The organism is Gallaecimonas mangrovi, from assembly GCF_003367375.1.
In the GTDB taxonomy this organism is placed as follows: domain Bacteria; phylum Pseudomonadota; class Gammaproteobacteria; order Enterobacterales; family Gallaecimonadaceae; genus Gallaecimonas; species Gallaecimonas mangrovi.
On record NZ_CP031416.1, the window covers coordinates 1,851,464 to 1,864,786 of the forward strand.

The 13,323-nt window shown below is 52.5% G+C and carries 11 protein-coding genes and 3 pseudogenes; 12 read left to right on the top strand and 2 right to left on the bottom strand.

Going from position 1 to position 13,323, the window contains the following annotated elements; translation table 11 throughout:
- Positions 1–24: 24 nt before the first annotated feature.
- Positions 25–972 carry a thioredoxin-disulfide reductase gene (gene trxB, locus DW350_RS08800; RefSeq protein WP_115718508.1) on the bottom strand — a complete coding sequence of 316 codons (948 nt, stop codon included), beginning with the start codon at positions 970–972 and terminating at the stop codon, positions 25–27.
- A gap of 93 nt (positions 973–1,065) precedes the next feature.
- A complete protein-coding gene (gene ald / locus DW350_RS08805; protein ID WP_115718509.1) occupies positions 1,066–2,184 on the bottom strand; it encodes an alanine dehydrogenase in 1,119 nt (372 codons plus the stop codon).
- Between the two features lie 134 nt (positions 2,185–2,318).
- Between ald and lrp the strand changes: the two genes are divergently transcribed.
- The 12 genes and pseudogenes from lrp to DW350_RS08860 all read left to right on the top strand — a co-directional run bounded on the left by lrp (position 2,319) and on the right by DW350_RS08860 (position 13,301).
- Entirely contained in the window at positions 2,319–2,810 is a 492-nt protein-coding gene (gene lrp, locus DW350_RS08810) for a leucine-responsive transcriptional regulator Lrp (protein ID WP_115718510.1), read from the top strand.
- A pseudogene (locus DW350_RS19865) lies at positions 2,803–3,348 on the top strand (DNA translocase FtsK 4TM domain-containing protein); the annotation flags it as partial. The gene lrp and the pseudogene DW350_RS19865, both read left to right, overlap by 8 nt.
- Positions 3,349–3,462: 114 nt before the next feature.
- A pseudogene (locus DW350_RS08815) lies at positions 3,463–5,274 on the top strand (DNA translocase FtsK); the annotation flags it as partial.
- A gap of 1 nt (position 5,275) precedes the next feature.
- A complete protein-coding gene (gene lolA, locus DW350_RS08820) occupies positions 5,276–5,878 on the top strand; it encodes an outer membrane lipoprotein periplasmic chaperone LolA (protein ID WP_115718512.1) in 603 nt (200 codons plus the stop codon).
- A complete protein-coding gene (locus tag DW350_RS08825; RefSeq protein ID WP_115718513.1) occupies positions 5,875–7,218 on the top strand; it encodes a replication-associated recombination protein A in 1,344 nt (447 codons plus the stop codon). Before lolA ends, DW350_RS08825 begins: the two co-directional genes overlap by 4 nt.
- Before the next feature lie 19 nt (positions 7,219–7,237).
- The gene (serS, locus tag DW350_RS08830) at positions 7,238–8,524 is read left to right on the top strand and encodes a serine--tRNA ligase (protein ID WP_115718514.1); all 1,287 of its coding nucleotides are present in this window, start codon (positions 7,238–7,240) and stop codon (positions 8,522–8,524) included.
- A gap of 55 nt (positions 8,525–8,579) precedes the next feature.
- Positions 8,580–9,416 (top strand): annotated as a pseudogene (gene nadE, locus DW350_RS08835) (NAD(+) synthase); the annotation flags it as partial.
- A gap of 28 nt (positions 9,417–9,444) precedes the next feature.
- Positions 9,445–9,711 (top strand): GIY-YIG nuclease family protein, encoded by a 267-nt coding sequence (locus DW350_RS08840; RefSeq protein ID WP_319018121.1) that lies wholly within the window; start codon positions 9,445–9,447, stop codon positions 9,709–9,711.
- Positions 9,712–10,542: 831 nt separating this feature from the next.
- Positions 10,543–12,021, top strand: a complete 1,479-nt coding sequence (locus DW350_RS08845) for an LA2681 family HEPN domain-containing protein (RefSeq protein WP_115718515.1) — start codon at positions 10,543–10,545, stop codon at positions 12,019–12,021.
- A 109-nt stretch (positions 12,022–12,130) separates the two neighbouring features.
- Positions 12,131–12,493: a transposase gene (locus tag DW350_RS08850; RefSeq protein ID WP_115718516.1), complete on the top strand. Its 363-nt coding sequence runs from the start codon at positions 12,131–12,133 to the stop codon at positions 12,491–12,493.
- Positions 12,418–13,053: an IS3 family transposase gene (locus DW350_RS08855; protein ID WP_115718517.1), complete on the top strand. Its 636-nt coding sequence runs from the start codon at positions 12,418–12,420 to the stop codon at positions 13,051–13,053. The genes DW350_RS08850 and DW350_RS08855 overlap by 76 nt, the downstream gene beginning before the upstream one ends.
- Positions 13,053–13,301, top strand: a complete 249-nt coding sequence (locus DW350_RS08860; protein ID WP_115718518.1) for an integrase core domain-containing protein — start codon at positions 13,053–13,055, stop codon at positions 13,299–13,301. Before DW350_RS08855 ends, DW350_RS08860 begins: the two co-directional genes overlap by 1 nt.
- Positions 13,302–13,323: the final 22 nt, after the last annotated feature.

Here is a 13,323-nt window from a genome sequence, read left to right on the forward strand (position 1 = left end):
GGCCGCGAAAGCGGCCCTTTAAAATCAATCGCTCAGACTGTCTAGATAGCGTTCAGCATCAAGCGCGGCCATACAGCCGGTACCGGCCGAGGTAATGGCCTGGCGATAGGTGTGGTCCATTACGTCGCCTGCGGCAAAAATGCCAGCAATGGAGGTTTGGGTGGCATTGCCTTCCAAGCCGCTTTTCACTTTCAGGTAGCCGTCTTTCATGTCCAGCTGGCCGGCAAAGATGTCGGTATTGGGTTTATGGCCAATGGCAATAAAGGTACCCGCTACCGCAATTTCTTCGTCGGCTTCGCCAGTGGTTGATGCCAGGCGCACACCGGTTACACCCATGTCGTCACCCAGTACTTCGTCCAGGGTGCGATTTAAGTGCAGCACGATTTTGCCTTCTTCAACCTTCTTATAAAGACGGTCAATCAAAATTTTCTCGGCGCGGAAGGTGTCACGGCGGTGCACCATGTGCACTTCGCTGGCAATGTTGGCCAAGTACAATGCTTCTTCCACTGCGGTGTTACCACCGCCCACTACCGCCACTTTTTGGTTGCGATAAAAGAAACCGTCACAGGTAGCACAGGCCGACACCCCTTTGCCCTGGAAGGCATTTTCAGATTCCAGGCCAATGTATTTGGCGGAGGCGCCAGTGGCAATGATCAGAGCGTCGCACGAATACTCACCGTTATCGCCTTTAAGCACATAGGGGCGGTTACTGAAATCAACGGTGTGAATATGGTCAAAGAGAATTTCGGTATTGAATTTCTCGGCATGACGCTGCATGCGTTCCATCAGCAGCGGACCGGTCAGGTCGTCAGCGTCACCAGGCCAGTTTTCCACTTCAGTGGTGGTGGTCAGCTGGCCGCCTTGCTGCATGCCGGTGATAAGAACAGGATTGAGGTTGGCTCGAGCGGCGTATACCGCGGCGGTATAGCCAGCAGGGCCGGAGCCCAAAATCATTAAACGAGCGTGTTTCATAAGTACTCCTCAAAATACGTTGAGCGCATTTTAGGGAAAATACCGCCAACAAAAAACCCCGCTGTTGCGGGGCTTTTCGATTCACACAATCGTTCAGGCGCCAATAATGGTCAGCGGGTCAACGAAAGAAAGGCCATGGGCGTCAGCCACTTCCTTACAAGTGAGCTTGCCGTTTGCCACGTTAAGGCCAGCCAGCAGGTGCTTGTCGTCTAGCAGCGCCTGCTTGTAGCCTTTGTTGGCCAGTTTGATGATGTAGGGCAGGGTGGCGTTGTTTAAAGCAAAGGTGGAGGTGCGGGCAACAGCGCCCGGCATGTTGGCCACACAGTAATGCACAACGTCATCAACGATGTAAGTGGGGGCGTCGTGGGTGGTGGCTTTGGAGGTTTCAAAACAGCCGCCCTGGTCGATAGCCACGTCAACAATGGCTGCGCCTTGCTTCATGTTTTTGATGTGCTCTTTGGTCACCAGTTTGGGTGCTGCAGCACCTGGAATAAGCACAGCGCCAATCACCAAGTCGGCGGCCAGCACGTGGCGCTCCAACGCATCAGCAGTGGAATAAACCACTTTAGCGCGGCCACCAAATTCGGCGTCTAAGCGGCGCAGGGCATCAACGTTACGGTCCAAAATGGTCACATCGGCACGCATGCCTACGGCAATACGGGCAGCGTTAGAGCCGACAACACCACCGCCAATAACCACCACTTTGGCCGGCTCGGTGCCGGGCACGCCGGAAATCAACAGGCCACTACCGCCACGGGATTTTTCTAGGGCCTGGGCACCGGCTTGAATAGACATACGGCCAGCCACTTCCGACATCGGTGCCAGCAGCGGCAGGCCGCCCTTGTCGTCGGTTACGGTTTCGTAGGCAATGCACACAGCGCCAGATTTCAGCAGATCTTCGGTTTGCGGCAGGTCGGGAGCCAAATGCAGGTAGGTAAACAGCAATTGGCCTTCACGCAAGCGGGCGCGTTCATTGGCCAGCGGCTCTTTTACCTTCACAATCATTTCTGCTTTGGCGAAAACAGCTTCAGCGCTATCGATAATGGCAGCGCCAGCAGCTTGGTAATCTTCGTCGGTAAAGCCGATGCCAAGGCCAGCATTGGTTTCCACGATCACCTGATGACCGTGGTTAACCAGCTCACGCACTGAAGCAGGCACCATGCCGACGCGATATTCGTGGTTTTTTATCTCTTTCGGTACGCCGATGATCATCTGGTGTTTCCTTTTGGTTATCAAAGGGCTAGTGATTTTCACCGTAGTATAGGGAGGCCATTAGAGAATGAGTTGCTTTATTTACTCGTTTTTCAGTATTTTATGCTGGTAGGGGTGGGTGAACTAGAGGATCTATGCTGCATTCAACCAAGAAAGTGGTTAAAGAACTGGACCGCATCGATCGCAAGATATTGAAAGAACTACAAAATGATGGTCGCCTATCTAACGTAGAATTATCCAGGCGTATTGGCCTGTCGCCAACGCCTTGTTTGGAAAGGGTTAAACGCTTAGAACGGCAAGGCTTTATTCAGGGTTATACCGCCATTATTGACCCACGTCACATCGGTGCCGCCTTGCTGGTTTTTGTGGAAGTCACCTTAGAGCGCACTTCCTCTGAGGTTTTTGAACAGTTCACCTTGGCGGTACAAAAGCTCGATATCATTCAGGAGTGCCATCTGGTGTCGGGTAATTTTGACTACCTCCTTAAAACGCGGGTAGCCGATATGTCTGCCTACCGCGAGTTATTAGGTGAAACCTTACTGCGTTTGCCCGGTGTTAAAGAGACACGCACCTACGTGGTAATGGAAGAAGTGAAAAATGTTTCCAAGGTATTGATTCATGGGTGAGGCTGGTATCATCTCAAAGTTAAGAAGCAAGTTTGGAGTAGGGTCTTTGGAGCGAGTGGAGCTCAAACGCTTGTCGGGTACGCAGCGGCTGCTAGAAGCAGGCCTGGTGCTCTGTACGCTTTTTTCGTTGTTCCTGCTGGTGGCCTTGGCCAGTTTTAACCCGGCAGACCCTGGCTGGTCGCAAACCGGCGTACCCGGCCATATCCAAAATGCGGCCGGCACCATTGGTGCCTGGGTGGCCGATATTCTGCTGTTCAGCACCGGTGTGCTCGCCTATTTATTGCCATTTTTAATCGCCTTGTGTGGCTGGTTTTGTTTTCGCAATTACCGCTCCTTGGTCGAAATTGATTACCTGACCGCTGGCCTTCGCCTTATTGGCGTGGTGCTGGCGTTTTTGGGCCTTGCTGGCCTTGCCTCTGTTTATTTGAGCGACATCCACAGTTATTCCGCCGGTGGTCTGGTGGGCGACCTGATGGCTACCGCCTTAAAACCCTGGTTTAACTTTGTTGGCTCCTTCCTGATCCTGCTGGCCTTAACTGCTGCGGGCATCACCATGGTAACCGGGCTTTCCTGGGTAGCGGTGGTCGACCGCTTGGGGGCGCTGGTGGTAGAAGGCGCCAGTTGGAGTTGGGAAAAAATCGTTGCCATTGCTACCCAGTCGCGGGCTGACAAGCCTGCCGAAGAAGACCTTGCAGACGACACTAGCCCCGAACCCAAGGCGCCAGAGCCCGAACGGCTGGAAGCCAAAGAGCCGGTGCTTAGCCTAAGCGCCGAGCCAAAAGCGAAAACCGAACCGTCACTGTCATTCCCGGCGCAAGCCGATGACGACGAGCTGGACCTGCCTTGGCTTGACGAACCGCAAGAGGTGCCAGTGGCGCCGACGCCGGTTAAAGCCAAGCCAGAACCCAAAGCGAGCTTTAAAGACACCCTTAACGATGCCATGGCCAACACCAGTGCCAGTGAAGGCGAACTGGTTGAGCCGCTGCCGTCCATGGACCTTCTTGACCGGCCCGATAAAAACCGTAACCCCATCAGCCAGGACGAATTAGACGCGGTATCGCGTTTGGTTGAAGAGAAACTGCTCGATTTTGGCGTGCAGGCCAATGTGGTGGATGTACACCCAGGCCCGGTTATTACCCGCTTTGAGCTCGACCTCGCCCCCGGGGTAAAGGTTTCTAAAATTTCTAACCTTTCTAAAGACTTGGCGCGGGCGCTGTCGGCCATTTCGGTGCGGGTAGTGGAAGTTATTCCCGGCAAATCGGTCATTGGTTTGGAAGTGCCCAACAAGCACCGCGAAGTGGTGTACCTGTCGGAAGTCATTAACGACCAAAAATTTATCGACAACAGTTCGCCGCTGGCAATGGTGCTGGGTAAAGACATTGCCGGTAATTCGGTGGTGGTCGATTTGGCGAAAATGCCGCACTTATTGGTGGCCGGTACCACCGGTTCCGGTAAATCGGTAGGTGTTAACGTCATGCTGGTGTCGCTGCTTTATAAGAGCACGCCGGAAGAGGTGCGCCTTATTATGATTGACCCGAAAATGCTGGAACTGTCGGTTTATGAAGGCATTCCGCATCTTTTGGCCGAAGTGGTTACCGATATGAAAGACGCTGCCAATGCTTTGCGTTGGTGTGTGGGCGAAATGGAGCGGCGATACAAATTAATGTCGCTGATGGGGGTGCGTAACCTCAAAGGCTTTAACCAGAAGGTAAAAGACGCCGCGAAAGCCGGTAATCCCCTAAAAGACCCGTTGTGGAATGCCAATAGCTCTATGGAGCCGGAAGCTCCCGACCTTGAGCCACTGCCGCGCATTGTGGTGGTAGTGGACGAATTTGCCGACATGATGATGATCGTCGGTAAAAAGGTAGAAGAGCTGATTGCCCGTATCGCCCAAAAGGCGCGGGCGGCCGGTATTCACCTGATTTTGGCCACCCAGCGCCCGTCGGTGGATGTCATCACCGGCCTTATCAAGGCCAACATCCCAACCCGTATTGCCTTTCAGGTATCCAGCAAAATCGATTCGCGCACCATCCTTGACCAGCAAGGGGCCGAAAGCCTGTTGGGCCAGGGTGACATGCTGTATCTGCCGCCGGGCTCCGGCGTACCAACCCGTGTGCACGGCGCCTTTGTGGACGACCATGAAGTGCACCGGGTAGTAGAAGATTGGAAAAAACGCGGCAAGCCGCAGTATATCGACGCCATTTTGGCCGGCGAGATGACCCAAGAAACCCTGCTGCCGGGCGAAAGCATGGACGACGACGCCGAGCGTGACCCTTTATACGACGAAGCCGTGGCCTTTGTGATTGAATCGCGCCGCGGCTCTATTTCCAGCGTGCAGCGCAAGCTTAAAATTGGCTATAACCGCGCGGCCCGTTTGATTGAACAGATGGAAATGGCCGGCATTGTTTCCCCGGCTGGCCACAACGGTAACCGCGAAGTGCTGGTGCCACATCACGGAGAATAATATGCGATTACTTCCACTGGCTTTGTTACTTGCCAGTACCGCGGCAGTGGCCGACGATGCCAGCGATCTCAAAGCCAAGCTGGCCCATTACCAGAGCTTCTCGGCGCACTTTTCGCAAAAAGTGGTAGACAGCAAAGGCAATACCGCCATGAAGGCCGAGGGCGAAATGGCGGTGGAACGGCCACAAAAACTGTACTGGCACACCGAAAAGCCCGACGAAACCTTATTGATCTCTGACGGCAACACCCTGTGGCTTTATAACCCCTTTGTTGAGCAGGTCACCCTGTATTCCCCCAAAGAGGCAGTGGGCCGCACGCCGATGCTGCTGCTTTCTAGCCAAGACCCAGCAGTATGGAGCCAGTTCACCATCAAGGCCGACGGCCAAAACTACCTTATTAAACCCAAAGACGAAAAAGACGCCTACGTGACCGCCCTTACCGTTAAATTTAGCGGCAACAAGGTGGCAGGCCTGGTGATCCATGATGTGTCCGGTCAGCAAAATACCGTGACCTTTTCTGGCTTTAAATCGCCAAGGGCCAAAGACGCCGACGTAAAATTCACCTTTACGCCACCACCGGGCGTGGCTATTGACGACCAGCGATGACCAACCTGGGCTTTGATTTTGGCGACGGTCCCGTAGAGCCGCTGGCTGCCAGGATGCGGCCAAAAACCTTTGACGATTACGTCGGCCAGCAACATTTAGTGGGGCAGGGCAAGGCCCTGCGCCGGGCGCTCGAAGCCGGCAAACCCCATTCGATGATCCTCTGGGGCCCGCCCGGTACCGGCAAAACCACCCTGGCTGAGCTTATTGCCCGTTATTCGGATGCCGAAGTCGAGCGCATATCGGCGGTAACCAGCGGCATTAAAGAAATACGGGCCGCTGTTGATGCTGCCAAAAGCCGCGCCCGCAAAACCCTGCTGTTTGTGGACGAGGTGCACCGCTTTAACAAAAGCCAGCAAGACGCTTTTTTGCCGCACATTGAAGACGGCACCTTTATCTTTATTGGTGCCACCACCGAAAACCCCTCTTTTGAGCTTAACGGCGCCTTGTTGTCGCGGGCGCGGGTTTATGTGCTAAAAAACCTCGAATATAACGACATCAGTGGCCTGTTAAGCCGCGCACTCACCGCGCCAGAAGGCTTAACCGGCATTAGCCTGGATGACGACGCCCAAGACGTATTAACGCAAATGGCCGGTGGCGATGCCCGCCGCGCCCTTAATTACCTGGAAATGCTCTCTGATATGGCCGACGACGGCCGTATCAGTAAAGAGCTTATTGCCTCGGTGCTGGGCCAGGACATTCGCCGGTTCGATAAAGGTGGTGACCTGTTCTACGACATGATCTCGGCCTTTCACAAATCGGTGCGCGGCTCGGCCCCTGATGCCGCCCTTTACTGGTATTGCCGGATGCTCGAAGGCGGCTGTGACCCGCTGTATGTCGCACGAAGGCTGTTGGCCATTGCCTCGGAAGATATCGGCAATGCCGACCCAAAAGCGCTAACCATTGGCCTTAACGCCTGGGACACCTTTACCCGGGTTGGCCCGGCTGAAGGCGAGCGGGCCATTGCCCAAGCCGCGGTGTATATGGCTTGCGCGCCCAAATCTAACGCCGTTTACACCGCCTTTAAAGCGGCGCGGCGCGACGCCAAAGCCGCCGGCGACTTGGCGGTGCCGCTGCACCTTCGCAACGCCCCCACCAAATTGCTGGAATCCTTGGGCCACGGTAGCGAATACCGCTATGCCCACGACGAGCCGGGCGCTTATGCTGCCGGTGAAAACTTTTTTCCCCAAGAACTCAAAGACAGGCGTTACTATCAACCCTCTAACCGTGGCCTTGAGCAAAAGATAGGCGAAAAGCTCAATTACCTGGCCGAGCGCGACCGGCAAAGTCCGGTCCAGCGCTACTCGGACGACGAGGGCTCTGGTACACTGCCCGAAGACTGAATGGACCTGAACTAAGACCATGCTGGATAACAAATATTTACGCCAGGATCTCGACACCACTGCCGAGCGTCTGGCCACTCGCGGCTTTAAGCTGGATGTCGCCGCCATCCAGGCACTCGAAGAAAAACGCAAAGCCCTGCAGGTACGCACCCAAGAGCTGCAAAACGAGCGCAATACCCGCTCCAAGGCCATTGGCCAGGCAGCGCGCAATGGCGAAGACATCGCCCCCTTAAAAGCGGCTGTTACCCAAATTAACGACGAGCTGGAAAGCGTTAAAACCGAGCTGGACGCGGTGCTGGCCCAATGGGACGCCATTACCATGGCCATTCCCAACTTGCCCCACGAATCAGTGCCGGTGGGTAAAGACGAAAGCGAAAACGTGGAATTGCGCCGCTGGGGCACGCCACGTCAATTCGACTTTGAAGTCAAAGACCACGTTGATTTAGGCAATGGCCTTAACGGTTTATCTTTTGAAGACGGCGTGAAGCTGTCAGGGTCGCGCTTTGTGGTCATGCGCGGCGAGCTGGCCAAGCTGCACCGGGCGCTGGCTCAGTTCATGCTGGATTTGCACACCGAACAGCACGGTTACCTTGAAACCTACGTGCCGTATCTGGTTAACGAGGACAGCCTTAAAGGCACCGGCCAGTTGCCAAAATTCGGTGAAGACTTGTTTAACATCAAGCCGGCCACCGAAGAGCGCCAGCAGCTGTCACTTATTCCCACTGCGGAAGTGCCGCTTACCAACCTGGTGCGCGACGAAATTATTGACGCTGCCAGTCTGCCGCTGAAATTTACCGCCCACAGCCCCTGTTTCCGTTCAGAAGCCGGTTCTTACGGCCGTGACACCCGTGGCCTCATTCGCATGCACCAGTTCGACAAAGTGGAAATGGTGCAAATCGTCCACCCCGATACCTCCTTTGCCGCTCTGGACGAAATGACCCGCCACGCCGAAACCGTGCTGGAAAAACTCGGCTTGCCGTATCGCACCATGACCCTGTGCACCGGGGATATTGGCTTTGGCGCTACCAAAACCTTCGACTTGGAAGTGTGGCTGCCCGCGCAAAATACCTACCGCGAGATCTCCAGCTGCTCTAACGTCGGGGATTTTCAGGCCCGGCGCATGCAGGCCAGGTTCCGTAACCCCGAAACCAACAAGCCAGAGCTGGTGCACACCCTTAATGGCTCTGGCCTGGCGGTGGGCCGCACCTTGGTGGCGGTCATGGAAAACTACCAAACAGCCGATGGCCGTATCGAAGTGCCGGAAGTGCTTCGCGCCTACATGGGCGGCAAGACCCATATCGGTTAAAAGACAGGGCGCCTTTGGTGCCCTTTTACTTTGAATAGTCGGAAGGATAAAGCCCATGTCTATTGAGCAAGAGATCCGCGAAGAAATGCGCGTTCTGCCGCAGATCGATGTGGAATTTGAAGTTCGCCGCCGTGTTGATTTTATTAAAGACACCCTCAAGGCCTCAGGGCTGTCGACGCTGGTGCTGGGCATCAGCGGCGGGGTGGACTCATCCACCTGTGGCCGCTTGGCGCAACTGGCGGTTAACGAGCTAAACGGCGAGTCGAGCGAAGACAAAACCTATCGCTTTATTGCCGTACGCCTGCCTTATGGTGTGCAACATGATGAAGACGAAGCCCAGCTGGCGCTGTCTTTTATCGAGCCAACCCACGCCGTTACCGTCAATGTGAAAGCCGGTGTTGATGGCTTATCCAAAGCCGCCCACGACGGCCTAGCCCCCACTGGCCTGGTGCCGGAAGACGACTATCACCGTGATTTCATCAAGGGTAACGTTAAAGCCCGTTCGCGGATGATTGCCCAATACGAAATCGCCGGCCTTACCCGTGGCCTGGTGCTGGGCACCGACCACAGCGCCGAGAACATCACCGGCTTTTACACCAAGTGGGGCGACGGCGCCTGCGACTTGGTGCCGCTGTTTGGCCTGTCCAAACGCCAGGTGCGTGCTGTGGCCAAACACCTTGGCGCGCCCGAGGTGCTGGTTACCAAAACCCCCACCGCCGATTTAGAAACCCTGAACCCGCAGTTGGCCGACGAAGCCGCCTTGGGCCTCAGTTACGACCAAATCGACGACTTCTTGGAAGGCAAGGCGGTCGATGCCGCCGTGCGTGACCGCTTGGTGGAAATTTATCTTCGCACCCAGCACAAGCGCCAAGCCATTCCACCATTTACGATTAACATGCCGGGCCAAAAGGCCCGTTGTTATGGCTGCTATAAAACCCTGGTTTCTCTACCTCGTCCGTACCCGCCACGGCCACCTTTATACCGGCATCACCCTGGATGTACCCCGGCGCTTTGCCGAGCACCAATCCGGCAAGGGCGCCAAAGCCCTGCGTGGCAAAGGCCCTTTGGTCTTGGTCTACTCAGAAGAAGTCGGTTCCCATTCCGAAGCCCTTAAACGCGAGTTGGCGGTTAAGGGACTATCTAAGGCACGTAAAGAAGCGCTGGTTGCTGCTGTAAGGCAGGCCTAAGCCGGTCGCTGCCTATCCCTTTTTTAAAGTCACTATTTGCCGCAGCCCAAGCGGGCAGGGCGGTTGAGTGCCACTTTTCCTACCTTATCTTTGCAATTTGTGAGCTTGGGGTATTTACCCTTGGTTTTTAGAGGGTTATGGTTGTTTAGGTTGAGTTCATATTGTGGTGTTTTAGGGACAAAGTGGTTAGCCAAGGAAGACTGGAGTCCGGTAATTCAGGGGCGGTAGCGTGGGTTTGGGTTTGGTAAGGCTGCCATGAGTACGTTGCGGATTTTGAGTCTCTTTGCTTCGTTATTGTTCTTTTAAATGCCGGGACTCGCCCCGGCGGGCGCGTTACTTTCTTGCTTGGCCAAGAAAGTAACCAAAGAAGGCCACCCCGGCGCTGTTGCTTTGCTCCCAGTCACTTACCGTGGTCGCTTCACACGGGCATCCTGCCCTTCTTCCGCTCAACCAAGCTGGCCGCCTCACATCCGTGCCTCGTGCCCACTCACGTTCCTTCCCGCTCAGCGCTCCGCTTAAAGGGGCCCCAAGAGCGGGGGCTTCGTTAAGGTTTTGATTTTATATAATTTTAGAAGTGGGTGTCCATTGTTCCTCTTTGGTATGAGTTACAACGAAGTTTTGAAAATTTAATTTGTGCTTGAAGAGCTAATTATATTTTGCTCGAATCAAAGTTAAATAGACGTGATCAATAAAAGGTTATATAACGCCCAACTTAGCGGACATTTTTCGCTCCGCTCAAATTGTCCGCTAAGTTGGGCGTTATGGGTCAGCGTCATTGTCGCGCTCGGCAATTAATAATCAGGGAATTAATTTTGTGTATGAAAGACTCACATGAGTAGCGAATTAGATCTTCTTGGTATAGAGATAGATTCGGCGACGGAGAATAACAATGTATCTGACCTGACTACATTGCTAGAAAAGTGTGACTCTATGATTGAGTCTGAAGATTCTCACCTAAGACCGATAATTCTTTTCTATAGGGCAAATATCTATAGCTCACTAGCTGCTTTAAAATCTTATGACCCAGAATATGCGTGGAGTTGGCAGCAGAGTGAAAACGTCCTAGAAATATTGAATTTACGAAGAGCTATTTCTGATTCGAAATTTCCTAGTTTGAATCCTATATTTCAATGTAAAGTCTATACAAACCTTGGAAATAGTCTTAATCAATTTGGAAGATTTATAGAAGCAATTAAAGCTTGGGATTCCGCACTAAACATAATGCCTAATTTTGCTATGGCTCTTGGAAATAAAGGCATAGGCCTTACCCATTATGCTCGTGCTCTTTATGACTATGGACATGGGAACGTCATGGTTGCTCATGCTGTTGATGAGCTTAAGGGGGCAATTTCAAAAGATGCGCTGTGGGACAGTGGATTGCACCCTGAAGCTAAAGAATATTTTAGGGAAAATTACCTTAGTGCTGAAAAGCATCTAGAAAGAATCGAATATAGATTTGATTTCGATCTAAACCAATGGCCAGTTGGAGATAGTAAAAAAGAAGTGGGATATCGCTCTTGGTGTTTAGATAATAATCTTTTTTTATCACCACTGAACGATGTGACAAAACTTTCTGTTTCTGCTCAAGACGTTCTTCATCTTCCAAGTCATACGTATAACATTGATGAGGAAGCTCGGTTTCCAAATTATTTCAATATTATGAAACAGGAGTATGTTACTGCACGTTTTATGCTCTTTGAGTCGCTGGATTATTATAGCGAACATATCTCAGACAAAGATGTCCTTCTGATGGACGGTTTTGATGGAGCTCGGTTTAGCTATAGAATTGAACAGTTAAAGATAGCTTTTCGTTTAGCATATTCGATATTTGATAAAGTTGCACTTTTCTTGAACGATTATTACAGCGTTGGACTGGAAATAAGTTCAGTAAATTTTAGAAAAATATGGGGGAAAAGGAAAAATAAAAATTTCGAACTTAACTCTTGTTTTGAAGGAAGCCAAAATTGGCCTCTGCGAGGGCTTTATTTCTTATCTAAAGATCTTTTTGATGACGACTTTGATGATGTGGCCTTACCAGAATCGAAAGAGTTAGCGGGTTTAAGAAATCGTATCGAACATAGGTATTTGAGCTTGCAAACTTATGAAGCTTCCGTTTCCAATACTGATATTCATTCTTATATAAGCCTTAATGATTTTCAATTGAAAACTTTACGAATCATGTCAATGGCAAGAGAAGCTCTGATATATTTGTCTCTTGCTATGCATAGGGAGGAGAAAATAAGGAATATAGAGAATGAAAAGGTATCCGTTCCTATACAATCTTCGCCAATCGAGCGCTTTTATAAGTAACTGTTAAGTGTTTTCATTTAGAGAGAAGCCCATAACAAGCTGTTCAAATAACGTGTGGACCTCACCCGGTTTATCGGACACGCATCAATAACTGACAAAGAGGTCATTGATGCCCGCTTACAAGACCGGAAAACGTACCCAGCAGTACAGCCTTGAGTTCAAGAAGAAGGCCGTGCAGTGGAGCCATGAGCCACACCGCAGCGTCAAGGAAGTGGCCGAGGCGCTGGACATTCACCCCTTCATGTTGTCTCGTTGGCGCAAAGAATCCCGTGAAGGTAAGTACGGCATGGCCAGCAAGACCCCGAAGCCCGAAGGCAAGCTCAAAGAGCAGGATGAAGTGAAACAGCTCAAGAAGCGCATTGCCGAGCTGGAGATGGAGAACGACATCCTAAAAAAGTGGCAACGTTTCCAGGCGGAGGAACAACGCAGCGGTATCGCTTCATCCAACGCCAGCAAGGGCAAATCCCGGTAAAAGCGCTGTGTGCCAGGCTGAAGGTCTCGCGCAGTGGCTACTACGACTGGCTCAAGCGCCAACCAAGCCAACGTCAGCAACAAGACGACGCTTTGCTAACGGCTATCCGCCGCCTATTTGAGAAGGCAAAGCAACGCTATGGCAGCCCGAAAATCCATCGTGCCTTGCGCTTGGAGGGTATTCGGGTTGGCGCTAAACGGGTGGCAAGGCTGATGCGTGAAGCGGGGCTAAAAGCCCGTGTGGAGCGGGTTTACCGGCGGATGAACAAGCGCCGTGCAGAACTGAAAGTGCTGCCGAACCATCGCCTGGCTATCCCCAAAGCGAGCGGCCCAAACCAGCAGTGGTCCAGTGATGTTACCTACATCCGCTTTGGCCGCCGCCATGTGTTTTTAGCGGTTATCGTGGACCTGTGGTCACGGAAAATCATCGGCTGGGCGCTGCATGAAAAGCTCAACGCCGAACTGAGCACGGTCGCGCTTTATAAAGCCATCAAGCAGCGTAAGCCCAAGCCAGGATTGATACTGCACACCGACAGGGCATTGAATTCCGGGCGAAAGTGATGCAGAAATGGCTCAATCGATATGGTATTCGCCATAGCATGAACCGCCCAGGGCAATGCACGGATAATGCAGAAGTGGAGTCGTTCTTTAAGACGCTCAAAGCCGAACTGATACACGACAATCACTTCGGTACGGTGGCGTCACTGCGCCAACAGGTAGGCCATTACATCCAGCATTTTTACAACAAGGTGCGGCTACACAGTAGCCTCGATTACGTATCACCGATACAGTACGAGCAAGCCGCTTAATAACAACTGCGTGTCCGTTTTA

What these genes read in the sequence shown, in the direction of transcription:
- trxB (WP_115718508.1), bottom strand. Translation starts at nt 972, where the DNA reads ATGAAACACGCTCGTTTAATGATTTTGGGCTCCGGCCCTGCTGGCTAT.
- ald (WP_115718509.1), bottom strand. Translation starts at nt 2,184, where the DNA reads ATGATCATCGGCGTACCGAAAGAGATAAAAAACCACGAATATCGCGTC.
- lrp (WP_115718510.1), top strand. Translation starts at nt 2,319, where the DNA reads ATGCTGCATTCAACCAAGAAAGTGGTTAAAGAACTGGACCGCATCGAT.
- lolA (WP_115718512.1), top strand. Translation starts at nt 5,276, where the DNA reads ATGCGATTACTTCCACTGGCTTTGTTACTTGCCAGTACCGCGGCAGTG.
- DW350_RS08825 (WP_115718513.1), top strand. Translation starts at nt 5,875, where the DNA reads ATGACCAACCTGGGCTTTGATTTTGGCGACGGTCCCGTAGAGCCGCTG.
- serS (WP_115718514.1), top strand. Translation starts at nt 7,238, where the DNA reads ATGCTGGATAACAAATATTTACGCCAGGATCTCGACACCACTGCCGAG.
- DW350_RS08840 (WP_319018121.1), top strand. Translation starts at nt 9,445, where the DNA reads ATGGCTGCTATAAAACCCTGGTTTCTCTACCTCGTCCGTACCCGCCAC.
- DW350_RS08845 (WP_115718515.1), top strand. Translation starts at nt 10,543, where the DNA reads ATGAGTAGCGAATTAGATCTTCTTGGTATAGAGATAGATTCGGCGACG.
- DW350_RS08850 (WP_115718516.1), top strand. Translation starts at nt 12,131, where the DNA reads ATGCCCGCTTACAAGACCGGAAAACGTACCCAGCAGTACAGCCTTGAG.
- DW350_RS08860 (WP_115718518.1), top strand. Translation starts at nt 13,053, where the DNA reads ATGCAGAAATGGCTCAATCGATATGGTATTCGCCATAGCATGAACCGC.